The 17511-nt window shown below is 64.1% G+C and carries 18 protein-coding genes; 15 read left to right on the forward strand and 3 right to left on the reverse strand.

Features of this window, described 5'->3' with window-relative positions; all coding sequences use genetic code 11:
- The first annotated feature begins 38 nt into the window (after positions 1 to 38).
- The 3 genes from ASD80_RS10660 to ASD80_RS10670 all read left to right on the forward strand — a co-directional run bounded on the left by ASD80_RS10660 (position 39) and on the right by ASD80_RS10670 (position 2205).
- Positions 39 to 1166 carry an S-(hydroxymethyl)glutathione dehydrogenase/class III alcohol dehydrogenase gene (locus tag ASD80_RS10660; protein ID WP_056232546.1) on the forward strand — a complete coding sequence of 376 codons (1128 nt, stop codon included), beginning with the start codon at positions 39 to 41 and terminating at the stop codon, positions 1164 to 1166.
- A gap of 62 nt (positions 1167 to 1228) precedes the next feature.
- Positions 1229 to 1699 (forward strand): antitoxin Xre/MbcA/ParS toxin-binding domain-containing protein, encoded by a 471-nt coding sequence (locus ASD80_RS10665; protein ID WP_413813374.1) that lies wholly within the window; start codon positions 1229 to 1231, stop codon positions 1697 to 1699.
- Positions 1696 to 2205: an RES family NAD+ phosphorylase gene (locus ASD80_RS10670; RefSeq protein WP_056232548.1), complete on the forward strand. Its 510-nt coding sequence runs from the start codon at positions 1696 to 1698 to the stop codon at positions 2203 to 2205. Before ASD80_RS10665 ends, ASD80_RS10670 begins: the two co-directional genes overlap by 4 nt.
- 4 nt (positions 2206 to 2209) lie before the next feature.
- Here ASD80_RS10670 and ASD80_RS10675 read toward each other — a convergent pair whose 3' ends face one another.
- On the reverse strand, positions 2210 to 2566 hold the full coding sequence (locus ASD80_RS10675; RefSeq protein WP_056232550.1) for a cupin domain-containing protein: 357 nt from the start codon (positions 2564 to 2566) through the stop codon (positions 2210 to 2212).
- Positions 2567 to 2602: 36 nt separating this feature from the next.
- On the opposite strand from ASD80_RS10675, the gene ASD80_RS10680 reads away from it, so the two are divergent.
- The 3 genes from ASD80_RS10680 (at position 2603) to ASD80_RS10690 (ending at position 4571) form a co-directional block, all read left to right on the forward strand.
- Positions 2603 to 3154, forward strand: a complete 552-nt coding sequence (locus tag ASD80_RS10680) for an AAA family ATPase (RefSeq protein WP_056232552.1) — start codon at positions 2603 to 2605, stop codon at positions 3152 to 3154.
- A complete protein-coding gene (locus tag ASD80_RS10685; RefSeq protein WP_056232554.1) occupies positions 3147 to 3611 on the forward strand; it encodes a YaiI/YqxD family protein in 465 nt (154 codons plus the stop codon). The genes ASD80_RS10680 and ASD80_RS10685 overlap by 8 nt, the downstream gene beginning before the upstream one ends.
- A gap of 78 nt (positions 3612 to 3689) precedes the next feature.
- Complete coding sequence (locus ASD80_RS10690) at positions 3690 to 4571, forward strand: polysaccharide deacetylase family protein (protein WP_244488980.1); 882 nt, start codon at positions 3690 to 3692, stop codon at positions 4569 to 4571.
- A 16-nt stretch (positions 4572 to 4587) separates the two neighbouring features.
- Here the strand turns inward: ASD80_RS10690 and ASD80_RS10695 are convergent, their stop codons facing one another.
- A complete protein-coding gene (locus ASD80_RS10695; protein WP_056232556.1) occupies positions 4588 to 4980 on the reverse strand; it encodes a hypothetical protein in 393 nt (130 codons plus the stop codon).
- On the reverse strand, positions 4977 to 5732 hold the full coding sequence (gene rlmB, locus ASD80_RS10700) for a 23S rRNA (guanosine(2251)-2'-O)-methyltransferase RlmB (protein ID WP_056232558.1): 756 nt from the start codon (positions 5730 to 5732) through the stop codon (positions 4977 to 4979). The genes ASD80_RS10695 and rlmB overlap by 4 nt, the downstream gene beginning before the upstream one ends.
- A gap of 123 nt (positions 5733 to 5855) precedes the next feature.
- Here rlmB and ASD80_RS10705 point away from each other — a divergent pair, with 123 nt between their 5' ends.
- The 9 genes from ASD80_RS10705 to ASD80_RS10745 all read left to right on the forward strand — a co-directional run bounded on the left by ASD80_RS10705 (position 5856) and on the right by ASD80_RS10745 (position 17432).
- On the forward strand, positions 5856 to 6911 hold the full coding sequence (locus ASD80_RS10705; RefSeq protein WP_056232559.1) for a LacI family DNA-binding transcriptional regulator: 1056 nt from the start codon (positions 5856 to 5858) through the stop codon (positions 6909 to 6911).
- Positions 6912 to 7051: 140 nt separating this feature from the next.
- Positions 7052 to 7939 (forward strand): ABC transporter permease, encoded by an 888-nt coding sequence (locus ASD80_RS10710; RefSeq protein ID WP_056232562.1) that lies wholly within the window; start codon positions 7052 to 7054, stop codon positions 7937 to 7939.
- The gene (locus ASD80_RS10715) at positions 7939 to 8838 is read left to right on the forward strand and encodes a carbohydrate ABC transporter permease (RefSeq protein WP_056232777.1); all 900 of its coding nucleotides are present in this window, start codon (positions 7939 to 7941) and stop codon (positions 8836 to 8838) included. Before ASD80_RS10710 ends, ASD80_RS10715 begins: the two co-directional genes overlap by 1 nt.
- Before the next feature lie 307 nt (positions 8839 to 9145).
- On the forward strand, positions 9146 to 10570 hold the full coding sequence (locus tag ASD80_RS10720) for an extracellular solute-binding protein (protein ID WP_244488981.1): 1425 nt from the start codon (positions 9146 to 9148) through the stop codon (positions 10568 to 10570).
- 235 nt (positions 10571 to 10805) lie between these two features.
- Positions 10806 to 11975 carry an ADP-ribosylglycohydrolase family protein gene (locus ASD80_RS10725; RefSeq protein ID WP_056232566.1) on the forward strand — a complete coding sequence of 390 codons (1170 nt, stop codon included), beginning with the start codon at positions 10806 to 10808 and terminating at the stop codon, positions 11973 to 11975.
- Between the two features lie 25 nt (positions 11976 to 12000).
- Positions 12001 to 14097: an ADP-ribosylglycohydrolase family protein gene (locus tag ASD80_RS10730; protein ID WP_056232568.1), complete on the forward strand. Its 2097-nt coding sequence runs from the start codon at positions 12001 to 12003 to the stop codon at positions 14095 to 14097.
- Between the two features lie 98 nt (positions 14098 to 14195).
- Positions 14196 to 15254 carry an ABC transporter ATP-binding protein gene (locus ASD80_RS10735; RefSeq protein WP_056232571.1) on the forward strand — a complete coding sequence of 353 codons (1059 nt, stop codon included), beginning with the start codon at positions 14196 to 14198 and terminating at the stop codon, positions 15252 to 15254.
- A gap of 151 nt (positions 15255 to 15405) precedes the next feature.
- Positions 15406 to 16611 (forward strand): CaiB/BaiF CoA transferase family protein, encoded by a 1206-nt coding sequence (locus ASD80_RS10740; protein WP_056232573.1) that lies wholly within the window; start codon positions 15406 to 15408, stop codon positions 16609 to 16611.
- On the forward strand, positions 16608 to 17432 hold the full coding sequence (locus tag ASD80_RS10745; protein WP_056232575.1) for an HpcH/HpaI aldolase/citrate lyase family protein: 825 nt from the start codon (positions 16608 to 16610) through the stop codon (positions 17430 to 17432). The genes ASD80_RS10740 and ASD80_RS10745 overlap by 4 nt, the downstream gene beginning before the upstream one ends.
- Positions 17433 to 17511 lie beyond the last annotated feature (79 nt).

A 17511-nucleotide genomic window follows, 5' to 3' on the forward strand; every position in this document is an offset into this window, starting at 1 on the left:
CTGTGCCAAGTCATGGGGAACCGAACAGGAGAATCCCCATGAAGACCCGCGCCGCCGTTGCCTTCCAATCCGGCAAGCCGCTCGAAATCGTGGAGGTCGACCTCGATGGCCCCAAGGCCGGCGAGGTGATGATCGAGATCAAGGCGACGGGTATCTGCCACACCGATGACTTCACCTTGTCGGGCGCCGATCCCGAGGGGCTGTTCCCGGCCATTCTGGGACATGAAGGCGCCGGGGTGGTGGTGGATGTGGGGCCGGGCGTGACCAGCGTCAAGAAAGGCGATCATGTCATCCCGCTCTACACGCCGGAATGCCGCGAATGCTATTCCTGCCGCTCGGGCAAGACCAATCTCTGCACCGCCATCCGCGCGACGCAGGGGCAGGGTCTGATGCCGGACGGCACTTCGCGTTTTTCGTTCGAGGGTAAGCCGATCCATCACTATATGGGCTGCTCCACCTTCTCGAACTTCACCGTGCTGCCCGAGATTGCCGTGGCGAAAATCGATGCCTCGGCGGCCTTCGACAAGGTCTGCTATGTCGGCTGCGGCGTCACCACCGGCATCGGCGCGGTGATCAACACCGCCAAGGTGGAGATCGGCGCTACGGCAGTGGTGTTCGGGCTGGGTGGCATCGGGCTCAATGTGATCCAGGGCCTGCGGCTGGCCGGCGCCGACTTGATCATCGGCGTCGACATCAACAATGACAAGAAGGCCTGGGGCGAGCGGTTCGGGATGACGCATTTCGTCAATCCGAAGGAAATCGGGGAGGACGTGGTGCCCTACCTGGTCAATCTGACCAAAAGGCGCGGCGACCTGATCGGCGGGGCCGACTATACCTTCGACTGCACCGGTAACACCGCGGTTATGCGTCAAGCGCTGGAATGTAGCCATCGCGGCTGGGGCAAGTCGGTGGTGATCGGGGTAGCAGGCGCCGGCAAGGAAATCTCCACCCGGCCGTTCCAGCTTGTCACCGGCCGGACCTGGATGGGCACCGCCTTCGGCGGCGCCAAGGGCCGTACCGACGTGCCCAAGATCGTCGACTGGTACCTCGACGGCAAGATCGAGATCGACCCGATGATCACCCATACGCTGCGGCTCGAAGACATCAACAAGGGCTTTGAGATGATGCATTCCGGCGAGAGCATCAGAAGCGTGGTGGTGTACTGATTGACATTTTGCGACATGCGGCGTAATTATTGCGACACATGACGGAGGTTGTTATGCACGGTCTGGCCGAAGCTGCCCAAATGCCCTTTGTGAATGAGCCGGCGCGGGCCTCCAGCCTGCTGGGCGGCAAGCGGCTGCTCAAGCAAGTGGTGCATGACGGACTCGATGCCCATCAGCTTATCGCGGCCGGGCTACCCGGTGAGGCGTTGCGCTATCTCGAGGGGCAGTTGACCGTGCTCGATGCCATGGCCTTTGAAAAGGCAATCGGCATGAGCCTGCGCACGTTGCAGCGCCGCCGTGCCGATCCGGGCCAGCCGCTCAGCGTCGAGCAGAGCGGGCGGGTGTGGAAATTTGCTGAAATACTGGCCAAGGCCAGCGAGGTCATGGGCAGCCAGCGCGATGCCGAGGAATGGCTGAATGAGCCGGCAATCGGGCTCAATGGCCACAAGCCCCTCGACCTGCTGACCACGTCGGCGGGTGCGGAACTGGTCGAGACCTTTCTCGGCCGGATCGAATATGGGGTTTATGTGTGACGGCACCGCTGCCCGGGGCCCTCGGCGGAACCGAGCTGGTTGGCTGGCGCCTGGACGCCAGCCAATTTGCCGCGACCTGGGATAGCGGGGAGGGCGCCTACAGGTTTGGCGGGCGGTGGAGCAGCGCCGGCGTTCGCGCGGTCTATTGTGCGCTCGACGCCTCAACGACAATCCTGGAAGTCGCCGTGCATCGCGGCTTCAAGCGAATGGACACGATCCCCCATATCCTGACATCGCTGCATATTACCGACCCTGACGATGTGCATGTCGTCGCGGCATCGGCCCTGCCCAATCCGAACTGGTTGCGCTCGGGCCTGCCGAGTGCGGGGCAGCAGGCGTTTGGCGATGCGCTGTTGCGCGCGCATAAATTCGTGCTGGTGCCCAGCGTCGTGTCGCCCAATAGCTGGAACTTGGTCTTCGTCGCCGCCGTGGCCGCCGGTCGCTATGCCTTGCGGTCCCAGGAAGGCTTTGCGCTGGATACCAGGCTGCATCCGCCGGCCAAATAAGCCTCTATTCCAGCCACACAGTTTCAAAAGCCCCGGCCTCGTGAATGTCGATCTGCTCCAATGGTTCGGGCCCCAGGTTTTCGAATTTATGCGGCACGTTGGCTGGGCAGACGACGATCTGGCCGGCCGACGCTTCGATTGTCTCGTTCCCGACGGTGAACCGTACGTTGCCGTTGCGGATGATGAAGGTTTCGGGGTAGGGGTGTTGATGCAGGCGCGGCCCTCCGCCGATCTTTTCGGTGAAGACGAAGATCACGCTGATGCCGGCGCCATGGGCGCCGCCCTCGAACTCTCCCCGCCAGTTGCCGATGCCCGCCGTGGCATCCGCCCACGCGGCCTTGTCGATCACCTTTCCCCGCATCGCTTTTTCTCCTTCGTCATGTCACGAGGACGCATCATGACTCATCACGCCGACAATCTCTTCATCGTCACTGGCGCGCCCGGCGCGGGCAAGACCACTTTGCTCGCGGCCGCCTCGGCCGATGGCCTGCGCGTCGGGCAGGAAGCAGCGCGTGCCATCATCCAGTCCCAGGCGGCCATTGATGGCCCCGCCGTGCAATGGCGCGACCCGGCCATGTTCGCCGAGCTCATGCTGGATCGGGACATTCAGAGTTGGCAGGCCCTGCGGGACAGTGCCGGATCGGTGCTGTGCGACCGCGGTATCCCCGATCTCGTTGCCTATGCCCAAATGCTCAAGCTGAATGATGGTGCGCATTTTGGTCGCGCTGCCGCGCTCTACCGCTATAATCCGACAGTATTCTTCGCGCCGCCCTGGCGCGAGATATTCGCCACCGATGCGGAACGCATCGAAGGCTGGGAGCATGCCCAGCGTATCTATGGGCCAATGCGTGACGTCTATACCGAACTGGGCTATCGCGTGGTGGAGCTGCCTAAGGCGCCGGTTGCCGAGCGGCTGGCTTTCGTGAAAGGCGTCATCGCTCATGCCTGAACCGACCATTTTCGTCGATGCCGACGCCTGTCCGGTCAAGGACGAGGCCATGCGCGTGGCCGAGCGGCTGGGGCTGGTGGTTACGCTGGTCAGCAATGGCGGGGTGCGGCCGTCGCGCGATCCGATGATCCGCGTCGTGGTCGTGCCGGCCGGCGCCGACGCAGCCGATGACTGGATCGTCGATGCCGCGCAGCCCAACGACATCGTGCTCACCGCCGATATTCCGCTGGCCAGCCGGGCCATCGACAAGGGCTGCCACGTGCTGGGCTTTACCGGCAAGCCGTTCACCCCGGCCTCCATCGGCATGGCGCTGGCCATGCGCGATCTCAAGCAGCATCTGCGCGAGACGGGGGAAAGCAAGGGCTATAATACCGGCTTCCGCCCGGCCGACCGGTCGGCGTTTCTCAGCGCGCTCGATACGCTGGGACGCAAGGCTAAATCATTGGCAGGTAAGTAGTTCTTAAGATTTCGCGAGGGGAATGTTAACCATAATCGCGAAAAGTGAGCTCAGTTTTGATCGTGCTGAGTTCAGGCCGTGTCGCTTTCGCGTTTTGTTATGGGTCTTGTGGTTGCGGGCTTGGCGCTTGGGGGCTGTGCCAAGCCGCCCAATCCGCACGTCATATCGGCGCGGGCCGGGAACAATGCAGCGCTGATTACCAACAGCATCCTGCCGGCCTCACAGCCCATCACGCAACAGCCGATGCCCGAGCGCATCTTTGCCAGCGGCAATCTCGGCGGGCGCACGCTTGCCGTGGCGTCCACCGCCGACATCATCCTGCGTCCCGGCGAGGTCATCCTGACATTCGATGATGGTCCGCGGCCAGGCAAGACCACCGAAATCCTCGCCACACTGAACGATTTTGGCGTCAAGGCGACATTCCTGATGCTGGGTTCGGCGGCGCAGGCCCATCCGGGGCTGGCGCAGCAGGTGGCGGCCAGCGGGCATACGGTAGGCAGCCATACCTTCGATCATGTCGATCTGGGCAAGCTCAGCCGGCAGGCCGCGCTGGACGAGATCGCCAAGGGCGAGCGGGCGGTGCAACTGGCTTTGGCCGGAGGCGGGCAGGATCTGTCGCCGTTCTTCCGCTTTCCCTACCTGTCGCAAACGGGATTCCTGCGCACCAACCTGATGCAGGGCAGCATGGTGATCCTCGACGTCGATATCGACAGCAAGGACTATTACAAGGACACGCCCGAAGTGGTCGCCGCCCGCACGATGGAGCGGCTTGAGGCGCGCGGCAGCGGGATCATCCTGTTCCACGACATTCACCAGCGCACAGTCGAGACGCTGCCATTGTTCCTGGCGCAGCTCGAGGAACGCGGTTATTCGGTGGTGCGGCTGGTGCCCAAGGATAACAGCGTCTTCGGTCGCGACCTGATCACGGCCGATGCGCCGCTGCTGCGGGGAACGCTGTAGGAGCGAGCGGAAACCCTCAGCCTTCTTCGTCTTCCTCGACATCGGTCAGGTAGACCGAAATTTCGATATCGATGCCGTGGTCGGCAATGGCCGCGGCCACATGGGCGGGGAGGCGGGCGGACATGGCTTCGCCTTGCTCGGGATAGTCGAAGGCGAGGTCGAGCACCGCCTTGCCAATGCGACGGTCTTCCAGCATGGCCGAGATGGCCGGGCCGGAACGCTCCGCCAGTTCCAAAAGGGCCCGCACCGGATTGCTGGCAGGCACGTCGACCTGGGCGTAAAAGCTCGCCTCTGCGTCTTCCGGCTCGTAGCGGCTGGAGAGCTGCTTCAGCGCCGCGTCGAGCGTATATTGGTCGATGGTAACGCCGGAAAGGCGCAGGGCCATGGCGAAGGGGGCGAACTGGCTCATGGGGTCCGCCCGGCAGTGGCCGCGAAAAGCGCGATGGCGGCGGCGTTGGAGACGTTGAGCGATTTGATCGGGCCGGGCATGTCGAGCTTGACCATCTCGTCGCAGAGTTCGCGGGTGCGCTGGCGCAAGCCTTTGCCCTCGGCGCCCATGACGATGGCCAGCGGCTGATCGTCGGTACGGGGCTTGAGCCGATGTTCCGATTCAGAATCAAAGCCAAGCACTAACATGCCGCGCTGCTTGAGTTTTTCCAGCGCGTCACCCAGGTTGCGAACCTCGATCATCGGCACCAGGTCGAGCGCGCCAGAGGCCGATTTGGCCATGACGCCGGTCTCGCGCGGCGAGTGGCGGGCGGTGGTGATGACCGCGTCGGCGCCAAAGGCGCAGGCGGTGCGCAGGATGGCGCCGACATTGTGCGGGTCGGTGATCTGGTCCAGGACCACGACGAGTTTGAGTGGCTTGATGTCGTCGAGGCCGAAGCGGCTCACCGGGTCGACTTCGAGTGCGGCGCCCTGGTGGACGGCGTCGTCGCCGAGCAGGCGGTCGAGCTCCCTGGGGGTGGTCTCCTTGACGGTGACCTTGCCGATCTCGCCGGTTTCCTTGAGCCGCATCAGGGCGTTAGGCGTGGCCAGCAGCACTTTCTTGATGCGGTTTTTATTGTCCAGCGCGGCGCGAACCGTGTGCAGGCCGTAAAGGTAGACCGGCCCGGAATCGGGATCGTATTTCGGCTTGGGCGGGAATTTGTTGAAGCTCATGGCGGAGGCGTAGCGCCTTTGCGGCGGTGGGGCAAGGTGGGATTGGTGTTGACAATTCGTGCTGGCGCGGTAACGTTCCCATGACGTACTGTCCGATAGAAGGCGGCGTCGCAGGGATGGGTCATGAGCAAGAGACGCAATCGCCGGCCGACCATCATCGATGTCGCTGAGCGCGCCGGGGTGTCCAAGAGCACCGCGGCGCGGGCGCTGACGGGCTCGTCCAACATTACCGAAGAGACGCGCGAGAAGGTGGTCAAGGCCGCCGCGGCCGTGGGCTATGAGCGCAACCACCTGGCGGTGGGCATGCGGTCCGGGCGTTCTGGCATGCTGGGGCTGGTCATTCCCGATATCACCAATCCGTTCTGGGCCGAGGTGGCGCGCGGGGCGCAGGACCAGGCGGCCGAGGCCGGCTCTTCGCTGCTGGTCTTTTCGTCCGACTGGGATGTGGCGAAGGAAGCCGCGCATCTGCGGGCCCTGCGCCAGGCGCGGGTCGATGGCGCGATCATCAATCCGGTGGCCGACAATTTCGACGATCTCGACCGGTTCGGGCTGCCTTTCGTGCTGATCGGCTCCAGCGCCGAGCGCTTCGTCGAGACGTCCAGCGTGGGCTCGGACATCACGCAGGGCGTGCGGCTGGGCATGGATCACCTGGTTTCCAAGGGGCATGGCGCCCCCAGCCTGATCGTCGGTCCCAAGAACCGACTGGCGCGAGTGCGCTTCCTGCGCGCGGTGCATCAACACTGCATCGAGCGGGATATCGACCCGGCGATCCTGGCGATGGAGGAGGGCGAGTATACGGTCGAAGGCGGCAAACAGGCGATGCGCCGGCTGCTGGCGCGCGACCATGTGGGGCATGTGTGTGTCTTCGCAGCCAATGACATGATGGCCATCGGCGCCATCATGGCGGTGCGCGAAGCGGGCCTGCGCTGCCCCGAAGACATTTCGGTCATCGGCTTCGACGGCATTCCGTCGGGCGAATTCGCCTGGCCGGGGCTGACGACGGTGGCCAAGCCGGGCCGCGAGATGGGCGCCCGTGCCGTCGAGGGCCTGTTCAGCGAGATTGAACACCAGCCGGAACACCGGCGAATCTACTTGCCGTGCCGCCTGATAGAGCGAGGCTCACTCGCCGACCTGTCGGCACATGCTCCCCAGCGCGTAGCCGGGGCAGGGAGGGTCTGACCATGGTTGCCAGGAACAAGCAACGGACCGGTGTTGCCCTTGCAGATGGGAACGTTCCCGCACGGGAATCCGCGCCGGGCGCTGAAACGGTTCGCATCGAGGGCGAATTGGCTAACACACTGTTAGCATCGAGAACGGGCATGCGTGAAAAGGTGCGGCAGTGGTGGCCCTATTACGCGATGATGGCGCCAGGGCTGCTGTTTTTCTTCATCTGGCACTATGTGCCGATCTGGGAGGCCAAGATGGCCTTCGAGAATGTGCGCATCATCCCGCCCAATATCTGGGTGGGGTGGAAGAACTTCCAGGTGCTGTTCGCCTCGCCGATCTTCTACCAGGTGCTGGCCAATACGCTGATCATTTCGGGCATGAAAATCCTCTTCGTGTTCCCGGTGCCGATCATGGTGGCTTTGCTGCTCAACGAAGTGCGCAGCGGCAAGCTGCGCGGGGCGGTGCAATCGGCGATCTACCTGCCGCATTTCCTCTCCTGGGTGGTGATCGCGGGCGTGTTCATCGCGCTGCTGTCGCCCACCGACGGTGCGGTCAACCAAATCCAGACGGCGATGGGGTTCGAGCCGGTCAACTACATGACCAATACCGGCACGATCCGCTGGGTGCTGGTGGTGTCGGAAATCTGGCGTTCGGCGGGCTGGGACAGCCTGCTCTATCTCGCCGCCATCTTCGCCATCGATCCGCAGCTTTATGAGGCCGCGGAAATGGACGGCGCCAATCGCTGGCAGAAAATCTGGCACGTCACCATTCCGGGCATCGTGCCGACCATCGCCACGCTGTTCATCCTCAATATGGGGATGTTCCTCAGCGCCGACCTCAACCAGATCATCAACATGCAGAACGCGGTCAATGCGTCGACCATCGATATCATCGACACCTATGTCTACCGCATGGGGCTTTCGACCGGCGAATATGCGCTGGCCACGGCGGCCGGCCTGTTCAAGGCGGTGATCGGCATGGCGCTGGTGCTGGTGTCGCATTTCGTCAGCAAAAGGCTGACCGGCAAGGGGGTGTGGTGATGGCCAGCCAATCGCGCCGCACCCCGCTGGAGCGGGTCGAATATGTGCTGATCGTCTCGACGCTGCTGCTGCTGGTGGTGTTCACGCTGCAACCGTTGCTGAACCTGCTCGCCCTGTCGCTGTCGGACCCCAGCAAGGTGGCAGGATTTTCGGGCCTGTCGATCTTCCCGGACGGGTTCTCGCCCGATGTGTGGCTGTTGCTGCTGCAGCATCCCAATGTGCAGCGGGGCATTTTCAATTCGGTCTGGATGACGGCGACCAGCGTCTGCATCGGGGTGTTCGGCACGGCGCTGATGGCCTGGGGCATGTCGCGGCCGGGCCTGCCGGGCCGGCGGCTCATCTTCATCCTGGTGCTGGTGACCATTGTCTTCGAGCCGGGCATCATTCCGGACTATTTCCTGATGAAGCGCATGGGCCTGCTCAACACGCCCTGGTCGGTCATCATGTATAAGGCGGTCAGCGCCTGGTACCTGATCATCCTCATCCGCTTCTTCGAGGAAATTCCCAAGGAGCTGCTGGAAGCGGCGGAGCTGGACGGGGCCAACCCGTTCCAGACCTTCTTCATGGTGGTGCTGCCGCTGGCCAAGCCGGCTCTGGCCACCATTGCCCTGTTCTACCTGGTGCTGCACTGGAACGAGTTCTTCCGGGCGATGATCTACCTCAACGACCAGAGCAAATGGCCGCTGCAGGTGGTGCTGCGCCAGTTCGTCATCGAGGGCGACAAGATCGCCATCGTGGGCGCCAACAACGTCAACAACAATCTGGGCCTGGCGCAGATCAACATCCGCGCGCTCAAGGCCGGGATGATCCTCATCACCATCCTGCCGATCCTGGCGATCTACCCGCTGATCCTGAAGTTCTTCACCAAGGGGACGATGTCGGGAGCGCTGAAGGGATGAGGATGGAACACAACATCCAGGAGCTTTCGCCTCCCTCCCCCTTGAGGGGAGGGATCGAGGGGGGGGCCATTGGTGGTCCACCGAATTACCCCCTCCCCAGCTCTGCTACGGCCCTTCGGGCCGAGCGGCGCTACCAGCCATTCGAGCATAGCTCTCATGGCCTCCGATCCTAAAATCGCTCCACCGGAGCGATTTTGCCTGCGGCCGGCCCGTAGCCCCTCAAGGGGGAGGGCCGCAGGAGCCGACAGATTCAACCAATTCCGCGCAAGCGGTGACGACCAAACCAATAACTAGGAGGAGACTACCAATGACTTTGAAAAGACTGCTTATGGCGACAACCGCCTTTGCATTGCTCGGCACTATTGCTGCCCCCGCCATGGCGCAGACCACGCTGCGGCTGGTCAGCAAGGACCTGCTGACCACCAACCCCGATGACGTCAAGGAAATCGAGGCCATCGAGGCAGCGCTCAAGGCGCAGGGCACCGATGTCGATATCCAGATCGTCGACCTGCCCGGTTCGAGCTATGCCGATGCGCTGGGCGTGATGCTGCTGTCGGGCGATATTCCCGACATCATGTATTTCCAGGGCGGCGACCAGAAAATGGCCGAACAGGGAATCCTGGAAGACCTCAATCCGTGGATCGAGAAGTCGGCCCACATCAAGGATGCGCTGTGGCCGCACAATGTGGACCGTCTCGCCAACTATCCTTACCTGCTCTACGTCTACCCGCCGCGTGCGCCGCAGCCGGTGATCCGGCAGGACTGGCTGGACAAGCTGGGCATGGAGCCGCCGACCACGGTGGAAGGCTATGAGGCCCTGTTCCAGGCCATCCACGACGGCGATCTCGACGGCGACGGCACTGCGGGCAATACGCTGGGCCTGACCGGCTATGGCACCACGGCCGAACTCGATTCCGTCTTCAACCAGGCTTTCGGGGTGACCGGCACCTGGATGAAGAATGCCGACGGCGCCTGGGTCAATTCGCGCGTCACCGACGCGGAAAAGGCCAAGATCGAATTCTATGCAGGACTGGCCGCCAAGGACCTGTTCGACAAGGAATTCGTGACCAATACCTGGGACGTCAAGGAAGACAAGTTCTACACCGGCAAGGCCGGGGTGATCTTCGGCTCCTCGCCGGAAGTCATCGACATCTATACCGGCAAGATGCGCCAGGCCCATCCGGGCGAAGAGATCGATCTTGCCCTGCTGCCGGCGCCTTCGGGTCCGGGCGGACAGGGGCTGGCCGCGGTGGACGTTTCCAAGGAATCGCGCGGCTGGGCCATCTCCTCGCTGTCGGAAAACAAGGAAGCGGCCTTTGCCGTGCTCGATTTCATGGCCTCCAAGGAGGGCCAGGATATCGACCGCATGGGCTTTGAAGGCGTGCATCACAACACCGATGCCAGCGGGGCGGTGACCTATACCGACCAAATCTCGACCTGGTATGCCCGCTTCTTCAACGCCGCCAACTGGACCTCGCCGACCCCGCTGCTGAGCCCGACCGCCCAGCAGGCGCTGGACAATCTCAAGAGCGACTTCACGCCGGACAATGCCTTTGTGTGGCCGGCCGACTATGCCGCTGACGTGGACGCCACCGAGCAGGTCTATCGCTCGTGGGTGGCCAAGTTCATCACCGGGGAAGCCAGCTTCGACCAGTGGGACCAGTTCGTCAGCGAGTACAACGCTGCTGGCGGTTCGCGCATGGCCGAATATGCGGCGACGGTGCTGAAGTAAGGACGACGTGAGCCGCTGCTGATGACGTGCCGGCTCCATCGCCTCCCTCCCCCTTGAGGGGAGGGAATGAGGGAGGGGGTCCTTCTGTGGAACACGGAACTACCCCCTCCCCAGCTCTGCTACGGCCCTGCGGGCCGAGCGACGCTACCCTCCCCTCAAGGGGGAGGGTGGGCCAGAGCCGCGGGTTTCGGCGGAGAATGCACCGGCATGGTGTGTAACGAATGATGAGAGCAACATGACCCAATCCCTGCGATCCCGAGTCCGCGCCATGCTGCATGGCATTGCCCTGGGCGATGCGCTGGGTGCGCCGGTGGAGAAGCTGTCGGCTGCCGATATCCGCCGGCGCTATGGGCGGGTGACCTCGCTCGATACGGAATGGCACAAGATGAACCTCGACGCGGCGGCGCGGAACGGGCGGGTGCGCGGCAATGGCATCGTGACCGACGATACGCTGATGACGCTGGCACTGATGGATATCTATGGTGACACCAAGCGGCATCTCGACGCCTGGGACATGGCCGATGGCATGGTGCGCGAAATCGCGTGGACGCCGCGCTGGGTGCCCGAATTGCAGCGCGAGGCGATGCTGATCGACCGGCTGTTCTATCCGGAGAAATGGATTTTCCAGCGGCACCAGCTGGCCAATTGCGACCCGCGCCAGGGCGGCATCGGCAATATGGTGAATTGCGGGGCGGCCATGTATATCGCGCCTATCGGCGTGGTGAATGCGGCCAATCCGAAGGCGGCCTATGACGAGGCGGTGGCTTTCGCCTCGGGGCATCAGGAGAGTTATGGGCTGGAGGCGGCGGGCGTGATGGCGGCGGCTGTGGCGGCGGCCTTCGTGCCGGGAACCGATATCGAGACCATTGTCGACACCGTGCTCGGGCTGGCCAAGGACGGCACACGCAACGCCATCGCCGATATTGCCGGGATCGCGCGGCAATTGCGCGGTACGGGCGCGGACCATGAAGCGGTCTGCGCAGCGTTTCATGCTGCCATCGCGCGCTATTCCGTGATGGGCGACGATGTGAACCACATGCCCGAAAAGGTCGGGCGGCAGACCGATGCGTATCGGCCGAGCCGGTTGCAGGCCATCGAGGAATTGCCGCTGGCGCTGGGCTTCTGCGTCTTCAACGGGGGCGCGTTCCGCGCCTCGATCGAGGACGGGATCAATTCGGGGCGCGATACGGATTCCATCGGGGTGATGGCCGGGGCGATCCTGGGAGCGCTGCATGGCGAGGCGGTCATCGCGGCGGAGGACCAGGCCCTGCTCGACAGCGCCAACCGACTCGACCTGGTGGGATCGGCCGATGCCTTTGCGGCCACTGCCACCGATATTCTTGCCGCCGACCGCGCGGCGGCCGATGCCCGCCGAACCGCGCTCGGCGCGCTCGGCATTGCCTGAAACGACGAAACCTGAAAGACGCCCTATGCTCTCGGAACTGCAAATCCTCGAAAAGATCTATGCCGGCTTTATCGGCAAGGCCATCGGCGTGCGCCTGGGCGCCCCGGTGGAGCCGACCATCTGGAGCTATGAGCGCATCCAGAAGACCTATGGCGAGGTGACGCAATATCTGCGCGATTTCAAGAATTTCGCGGCTGACGACGATACCAATGGGCCGGTCTATTTCATCCGGGCGTTGCGCGATTATGGGCTGAAGGCGACGGCGGCCGATGTGGGCCGGACCTGGCTCAACTATGCCGCCGAGGAGCATGGCATGTATTGGTGGGGCGGGTTCGGGGTTTCGACCGAGCATACGGCCTATCGCAACCTGCGGGCGGGGATTGAAGCGCCGCAATCGGGCTCGATCGCGCAGAATGGCAGCACGGTGGCCGAGCAGATCGGCGGTCAAATCTTCATCGATAGCTGGGGCTGGGTGAACCCGGGCAATCCGCAGCGGGCGGCAGAGATGTCGGCCATGGCGGCGAGCGTGGCGCATGATGGCGACGGGCTGAATGGGGCGCGGTTCTGCGCGGCGGCGATTGCGGCGGCGTTCGAGGCGAAGTCGATTGACGAGATCGTCGAGACGGCGCTGGGGACGGTCGATCCGGCCTCGACCTATGCGCGGGTGTGCCGGGCGGTGATCGATTTTTTCAAGGCCAAGCCGGATGACTGGCGGGCCTGCCGGGACATGCTCACGGCGGACTGGGGCTATGACCGCTATCCGGGCGTTTGCCACATCATCCCCAATGCCGGGGTGACCATCATGGCGATCCTCTATGGCAAGGGCGACCTGCCGCGCACGGCGGAAATCGCCACCATGGCGGGCTGGGACACCGACTGCAATGCCGGCAATGCCGCGGCCATCGTCGCCACCTTCCAGGGGCTGCATGAAGGCTGGGACAAGTATCGCCAGCCGATCAACGATTTCCTCGTGGCTTCGGGCATCGTCGGGTCGATCAATATCGTCGATATCCCGAGCTTTGCGCGGGAACTGACGGTGCTGGCGCTGCAACTGGCGGGGCGCGAGGTGCCCAAGTTGTGGCTGGAGGATTTTACCCGGCGCGGGTTGCGGTTCGATTTCGACCTGCCGGGTTCGACGCATGGCTTCCGCACCGAGGGCTTCAACCAGATTTCGCTGCGCGCTTCGACCGAGCGGCATGTCGAGGGCTCGCGCGGGTCGCTGGAAATCCAGCTCGACCGGCTGGAGCGCGGGCAGGGGGGGCGGGTGTTCTGGAAGCCGTTCTATCGACGGACCGACTTTGACGACGAGCGTTATCGACCGATGTTTACCCCGGTGGTGGATGCGGGACAGACTGTGAGCTTCAAGCTGTGGCTCGATCCTTGGAATGGCGATGGCAATCTGCGCGTGGCGCCCTATGTGCGGCGGACCATGAGCGGGGCCATCGAGGAGACGGGGGCGTGGGATGTGCCCTCGGCCGAGGGGTGGCAGGACTATAGTTTCGTGGTGCCCGAGGGCGTGGAAGCGATCGACGAGATCGGCATTTCCATCGAATATTTCGGGCGGCTCAAATTTCTGGGGCGGCTGTTCCTGGCCGATTTCAAGGTTGAGGGCGCGGGCCACACAGTGATCGAGCCGGAGGCCGAGGTGCAGGAATGGGGCGCGATTTCGCGCTTCACCTATAATCGCGGGCACTGGACGAAACAGAATGACCGCATCCATGGGCATACGTCCGGCGATGCCGATATGTGGACCGGGCATTATTATGCGCGGGACGTGGTGGTGAAGGCCGATATCCGACGGCTGTCGGGCGTGTCGCAACTGGTGACGGCGCGGGTGCAGGGCACCGGGCGGTTCTATGCGGCCGGCTTCGAGGGCGACGAGGTGGTGATCCTCAAGGAGGATTTCGGCTCGACCGTGCTGGCGCGCGCGCCGTTCAGGGCGGAGACGGGGAAAAGCTACCAGTTCGCGTTTGCTGTGCAGGGTGACAGGCTCAGCTTTGCGGTGGACGGCAAGGAACTCATTGCCGCCGGCGATGACGCCTACGACTATGGCATGGTGGGTGTCCGGCTGGCTTCGGCCGGGCGGATGAGCGTTGGACGGATCGAGATCGTCGAAAGCTGAGGGGAAGGCCCCCTCACCCGATGCTTCGCATCGACCCTCGGGTCAAGCCCGAGGGCAGGCCCTGTCCCCGGAGGGGAGAGGTAAGAAAGGAGAACAGCATGTCGGAAATCGAACTCAAGCAGGTCGGCAAACGCTATGGCGATGTGACGGTGCTCAGCGACATTTCGCTCGAAATGGCGGATGGCGAATTCGTCGTGCTGGTCGGGCCTTCCGGCTGCGGGAAATCGACGCTGCTGCGGATGATCGCGGGGCTGGAGGATATCTCGGCCGGCCAGATCACCATTGGCGGCAAGGTGGTCAACAACATGCCGGCCAAGGAGCGGGACATCGCCATGGTGTTTCAGAGCTACGCGCTCTATCCGCATATGAAAGTGGCCGACAATATGAGCTTTTCGCTGCGACTGGCGGGAACGTCCAAGGCGGAAATCCGGCAGCGGGTGGGTGAGGCGGCGGAAATCCTGGGCCTCGAAAACCTGCTCGACCGGTTGCCGCGCGAGCTATCGGGCGGGCAAAGGCAGCGCGTGGCCATGGGAAGGGCCATCGTGCGCAATCCTCGGGCGTTTTTGTTCGACGAGCCTTTGTCAAACCTCGATGCCAAGCTGCGCGTGAAGATGCGCGGCGAGATCAAGCGGCTGCATCAACGGCTGGGCAAGACCATGGTCTATGTGACCCATGACCAGACCGAGGCCATGACCATGGCCGACAAGATCGTGGTGCTGAATGGCGGGCATATCGAGCAGGCGGGGGCGCCGCTGGAGCTCTACAACAATCCGGCGAACCTGTTCGTCGCTGGGTTTATCGGTTCGCCGGAGATCAACCTGTTCGAGGCGCGTTACGAGGGCGGGAATTCGATCACCATCAGGGGCGGGCAGACCATGCCGCTCGGGACGCCGCTCGACGTTGAGGCAGGCACCGACATCGTCTATGGCGTGCGGCCGCAGCAGATCACGCTGGGAGCCGAGGGGGTTCCGGCCAAGGTGCTGGTGGTGGAGCCGACCGGGGACGCGCAGGAGGTGCTGGCGCGGGTGGGCGACGAGGATATTTCGGTGGTGGTGCGGGATCATGCGCTGCTGAGCCCGGACGAGGTGGTTCACCTGGTGATCGATCCGGGCAAGCTCTTCATTTTTGACAAGGCGACGGGGTTGAGGCTGCGGTGATGGTATCTGCGATGCCTCAGGTTCGTGCTCCCTCCCCCCTTGAGGGGGAGGGTTGGGGTGGGGGGTGGTTTTGTGATTCCCTGAGGGACCCCCACCCTCGGTCCCTCCCCTCAAGGGGGAGGGAGGCGCAAGAACCGGTGCGTCGAGCGCAATGACCTTCACCCGTAAATCCTTCGACCCCACCGCGACCGGCCCGCTGGCCGGCATTCGCGTGCTCGACCTTTCCCGGCTGATGGCCGGGAATATGCTCAGCCTGCAACTGGCGGATTTCGGGGCCGATGTGGTCAAGGTGGAACCGCCCGAGGGCGATCCGCTGCGGGATTGGCGGGATGACGGGCACTCGCTGTTCTGGAAGACCTATGGGCGCAACAAGCGGTCGGTGGCGCTGAACCTGCGGCAGGCGCCGGCCATGGCGGCTTTGTGGACGCTGGTCGAGACGGCGGATGTGTTCATCGAGAATTATCGGCCGGGGACGCTGGAAAAGATGGGGCTGGCGCCCGACAAGCTGCTGACGCGCAATCCCGACCTCATCGTGGTCAGGATTTCCGGCTTCGGGCAGACCGGGCCCTATGCGCAATATCCCGGCTTCGGCACGCTGATCGAGGCGATGAGCGGCTTTGCCGACCGCACCGGTTTTCCCGACCGCGAACCGGTGCTGCCGCCGCTGGCGCTGGCCGACATGGTGGCCGGCATCTATGGCGCCTCGGCGACGATGATGGCGCTTTATGCGCGGCAGGCGGGGACGGCGCGGGGGCAGGTGATCGACCTGAGCCTGCTGGAGCCGATGTTCTCGGTGCTGGGGCCGGAAGCAGCGATCCATGCCGTCACCGGCAAGGTGAAACAGCGGGCGGGCAGCGCGTCGAACACAGCCTCGCCGCGCAATGTTTATAAATGTGCCGATGGCAAATATCTGGCGCTGTCGGGCTCGACGCCGGCGGTGGCGCGGCGGATATTCGAGATTATCGGGCGACCCGACATGAATGACGATCCGCGCTTTGCCACCAATTCGGACCGGGTCAGGCACCGGGCGCTGGTGGACGAGGCGATTGGCGGCTGGTTTGCGACGCGCGACAGCGCGGAGGCATTGGAAACCATGCGGCAGGCCGGCGCGACGGTGGGGCCGATCTTTGATATTGCCGATGCCATGGCCGATCCGCATTTTGAACAACGCGAGATTATCGTCGCGGCGGAAGACGACACGTTCGGCACGTTGCCGATGCACGATATCGTACCGAAAATGTCGGCTACGCCGGGCGTCTGGCGGCTGCCGGCGCCGGAGCTGGGGCAGCATAGCGAAGCGGTGTTGCGGGAAGCCGGGCTCGATGCGGACGCCATTGCCGCGGCGGTGGCGCCATGATCCGCTCGCTGCTCTATGTGCCCGGCCATTCCGAGCGGTTTCTGGCCAGGGCGCATGAGCGCGGTGCCGATGCGATCATACTCGACCTGGAGGATGCCGTGCCGCCCGAGCACAAGCTGGCGGCGCGCGAGCGGCTGGCCGAGAGCGTGCCGGCGGTGGGGCGCAATGGTGCAAGGGTGTTCGTGCGGATCAATGCCGGCGAGATGGCCCGCGCCGATGCGGCGGCGGCCTGCCGGGCGGGTGCCGAAGGGCTCTATGTGCCCAAGGTGCGCGATGCAGGGACGCTGGCGGAACTGGCGACGCTGCTGCACGAACTGGAAGTGCCGCTGCGGCGTGAACCTATGGCTTTCGTGCCGGTGCTGGAAGACCCCGGCGCGGTGCTCGATGCCAGGCTGATCGCGCGGGCGCCGCGCGTCCTGGCGCTGACCACCGGCGGCGAGGACCTGGCGCTGGCGCTGGGCGGCACTCCGACCCCGGATGTGCTGCGCCTGCCCAAGCTGCTGGTGCATTATGCCGCCAAGGCCGAGGGCGTGCTGTCATTCGGGCTGCTGCGCTCGACCGCCGACTATGCCGACAGCGACGCCATCGCCGCAGCGGCGCGCGAGGCGCGGGAACACGGCTTCGACGGCGCATCCTGCGTGCATCCGGCGCTGGTGCCGCTGCTCAATGCGGGATTTGCGCCCAGCGCCGAGGACCGCGCCTGGGCGGAGCGTGTGGTGGCAGCGGCCGCCGGCGGGGCGGGGGCATTCTCGGTGGATGGAAATATGGTCGACGCCCCGGTCATCGCGCGGGCACGGGCGATCCTGGCGGTCGGCCGCTAAAGCATCGGGAACAGGTGGTGCGAGACACGAGGTGTGATGACCGCAGACTCCTAGTCTATGAGGGCAACATGGCGCTGGC

The sequence above is a fragment of the Devosia sp. Root635 genome (assembly GCF_001427605.1).
GTDB lineage: Bacteria > Pseudomonadota > Alphaproteobacteria > Rhizobiales > Devosiaceae > Devosia.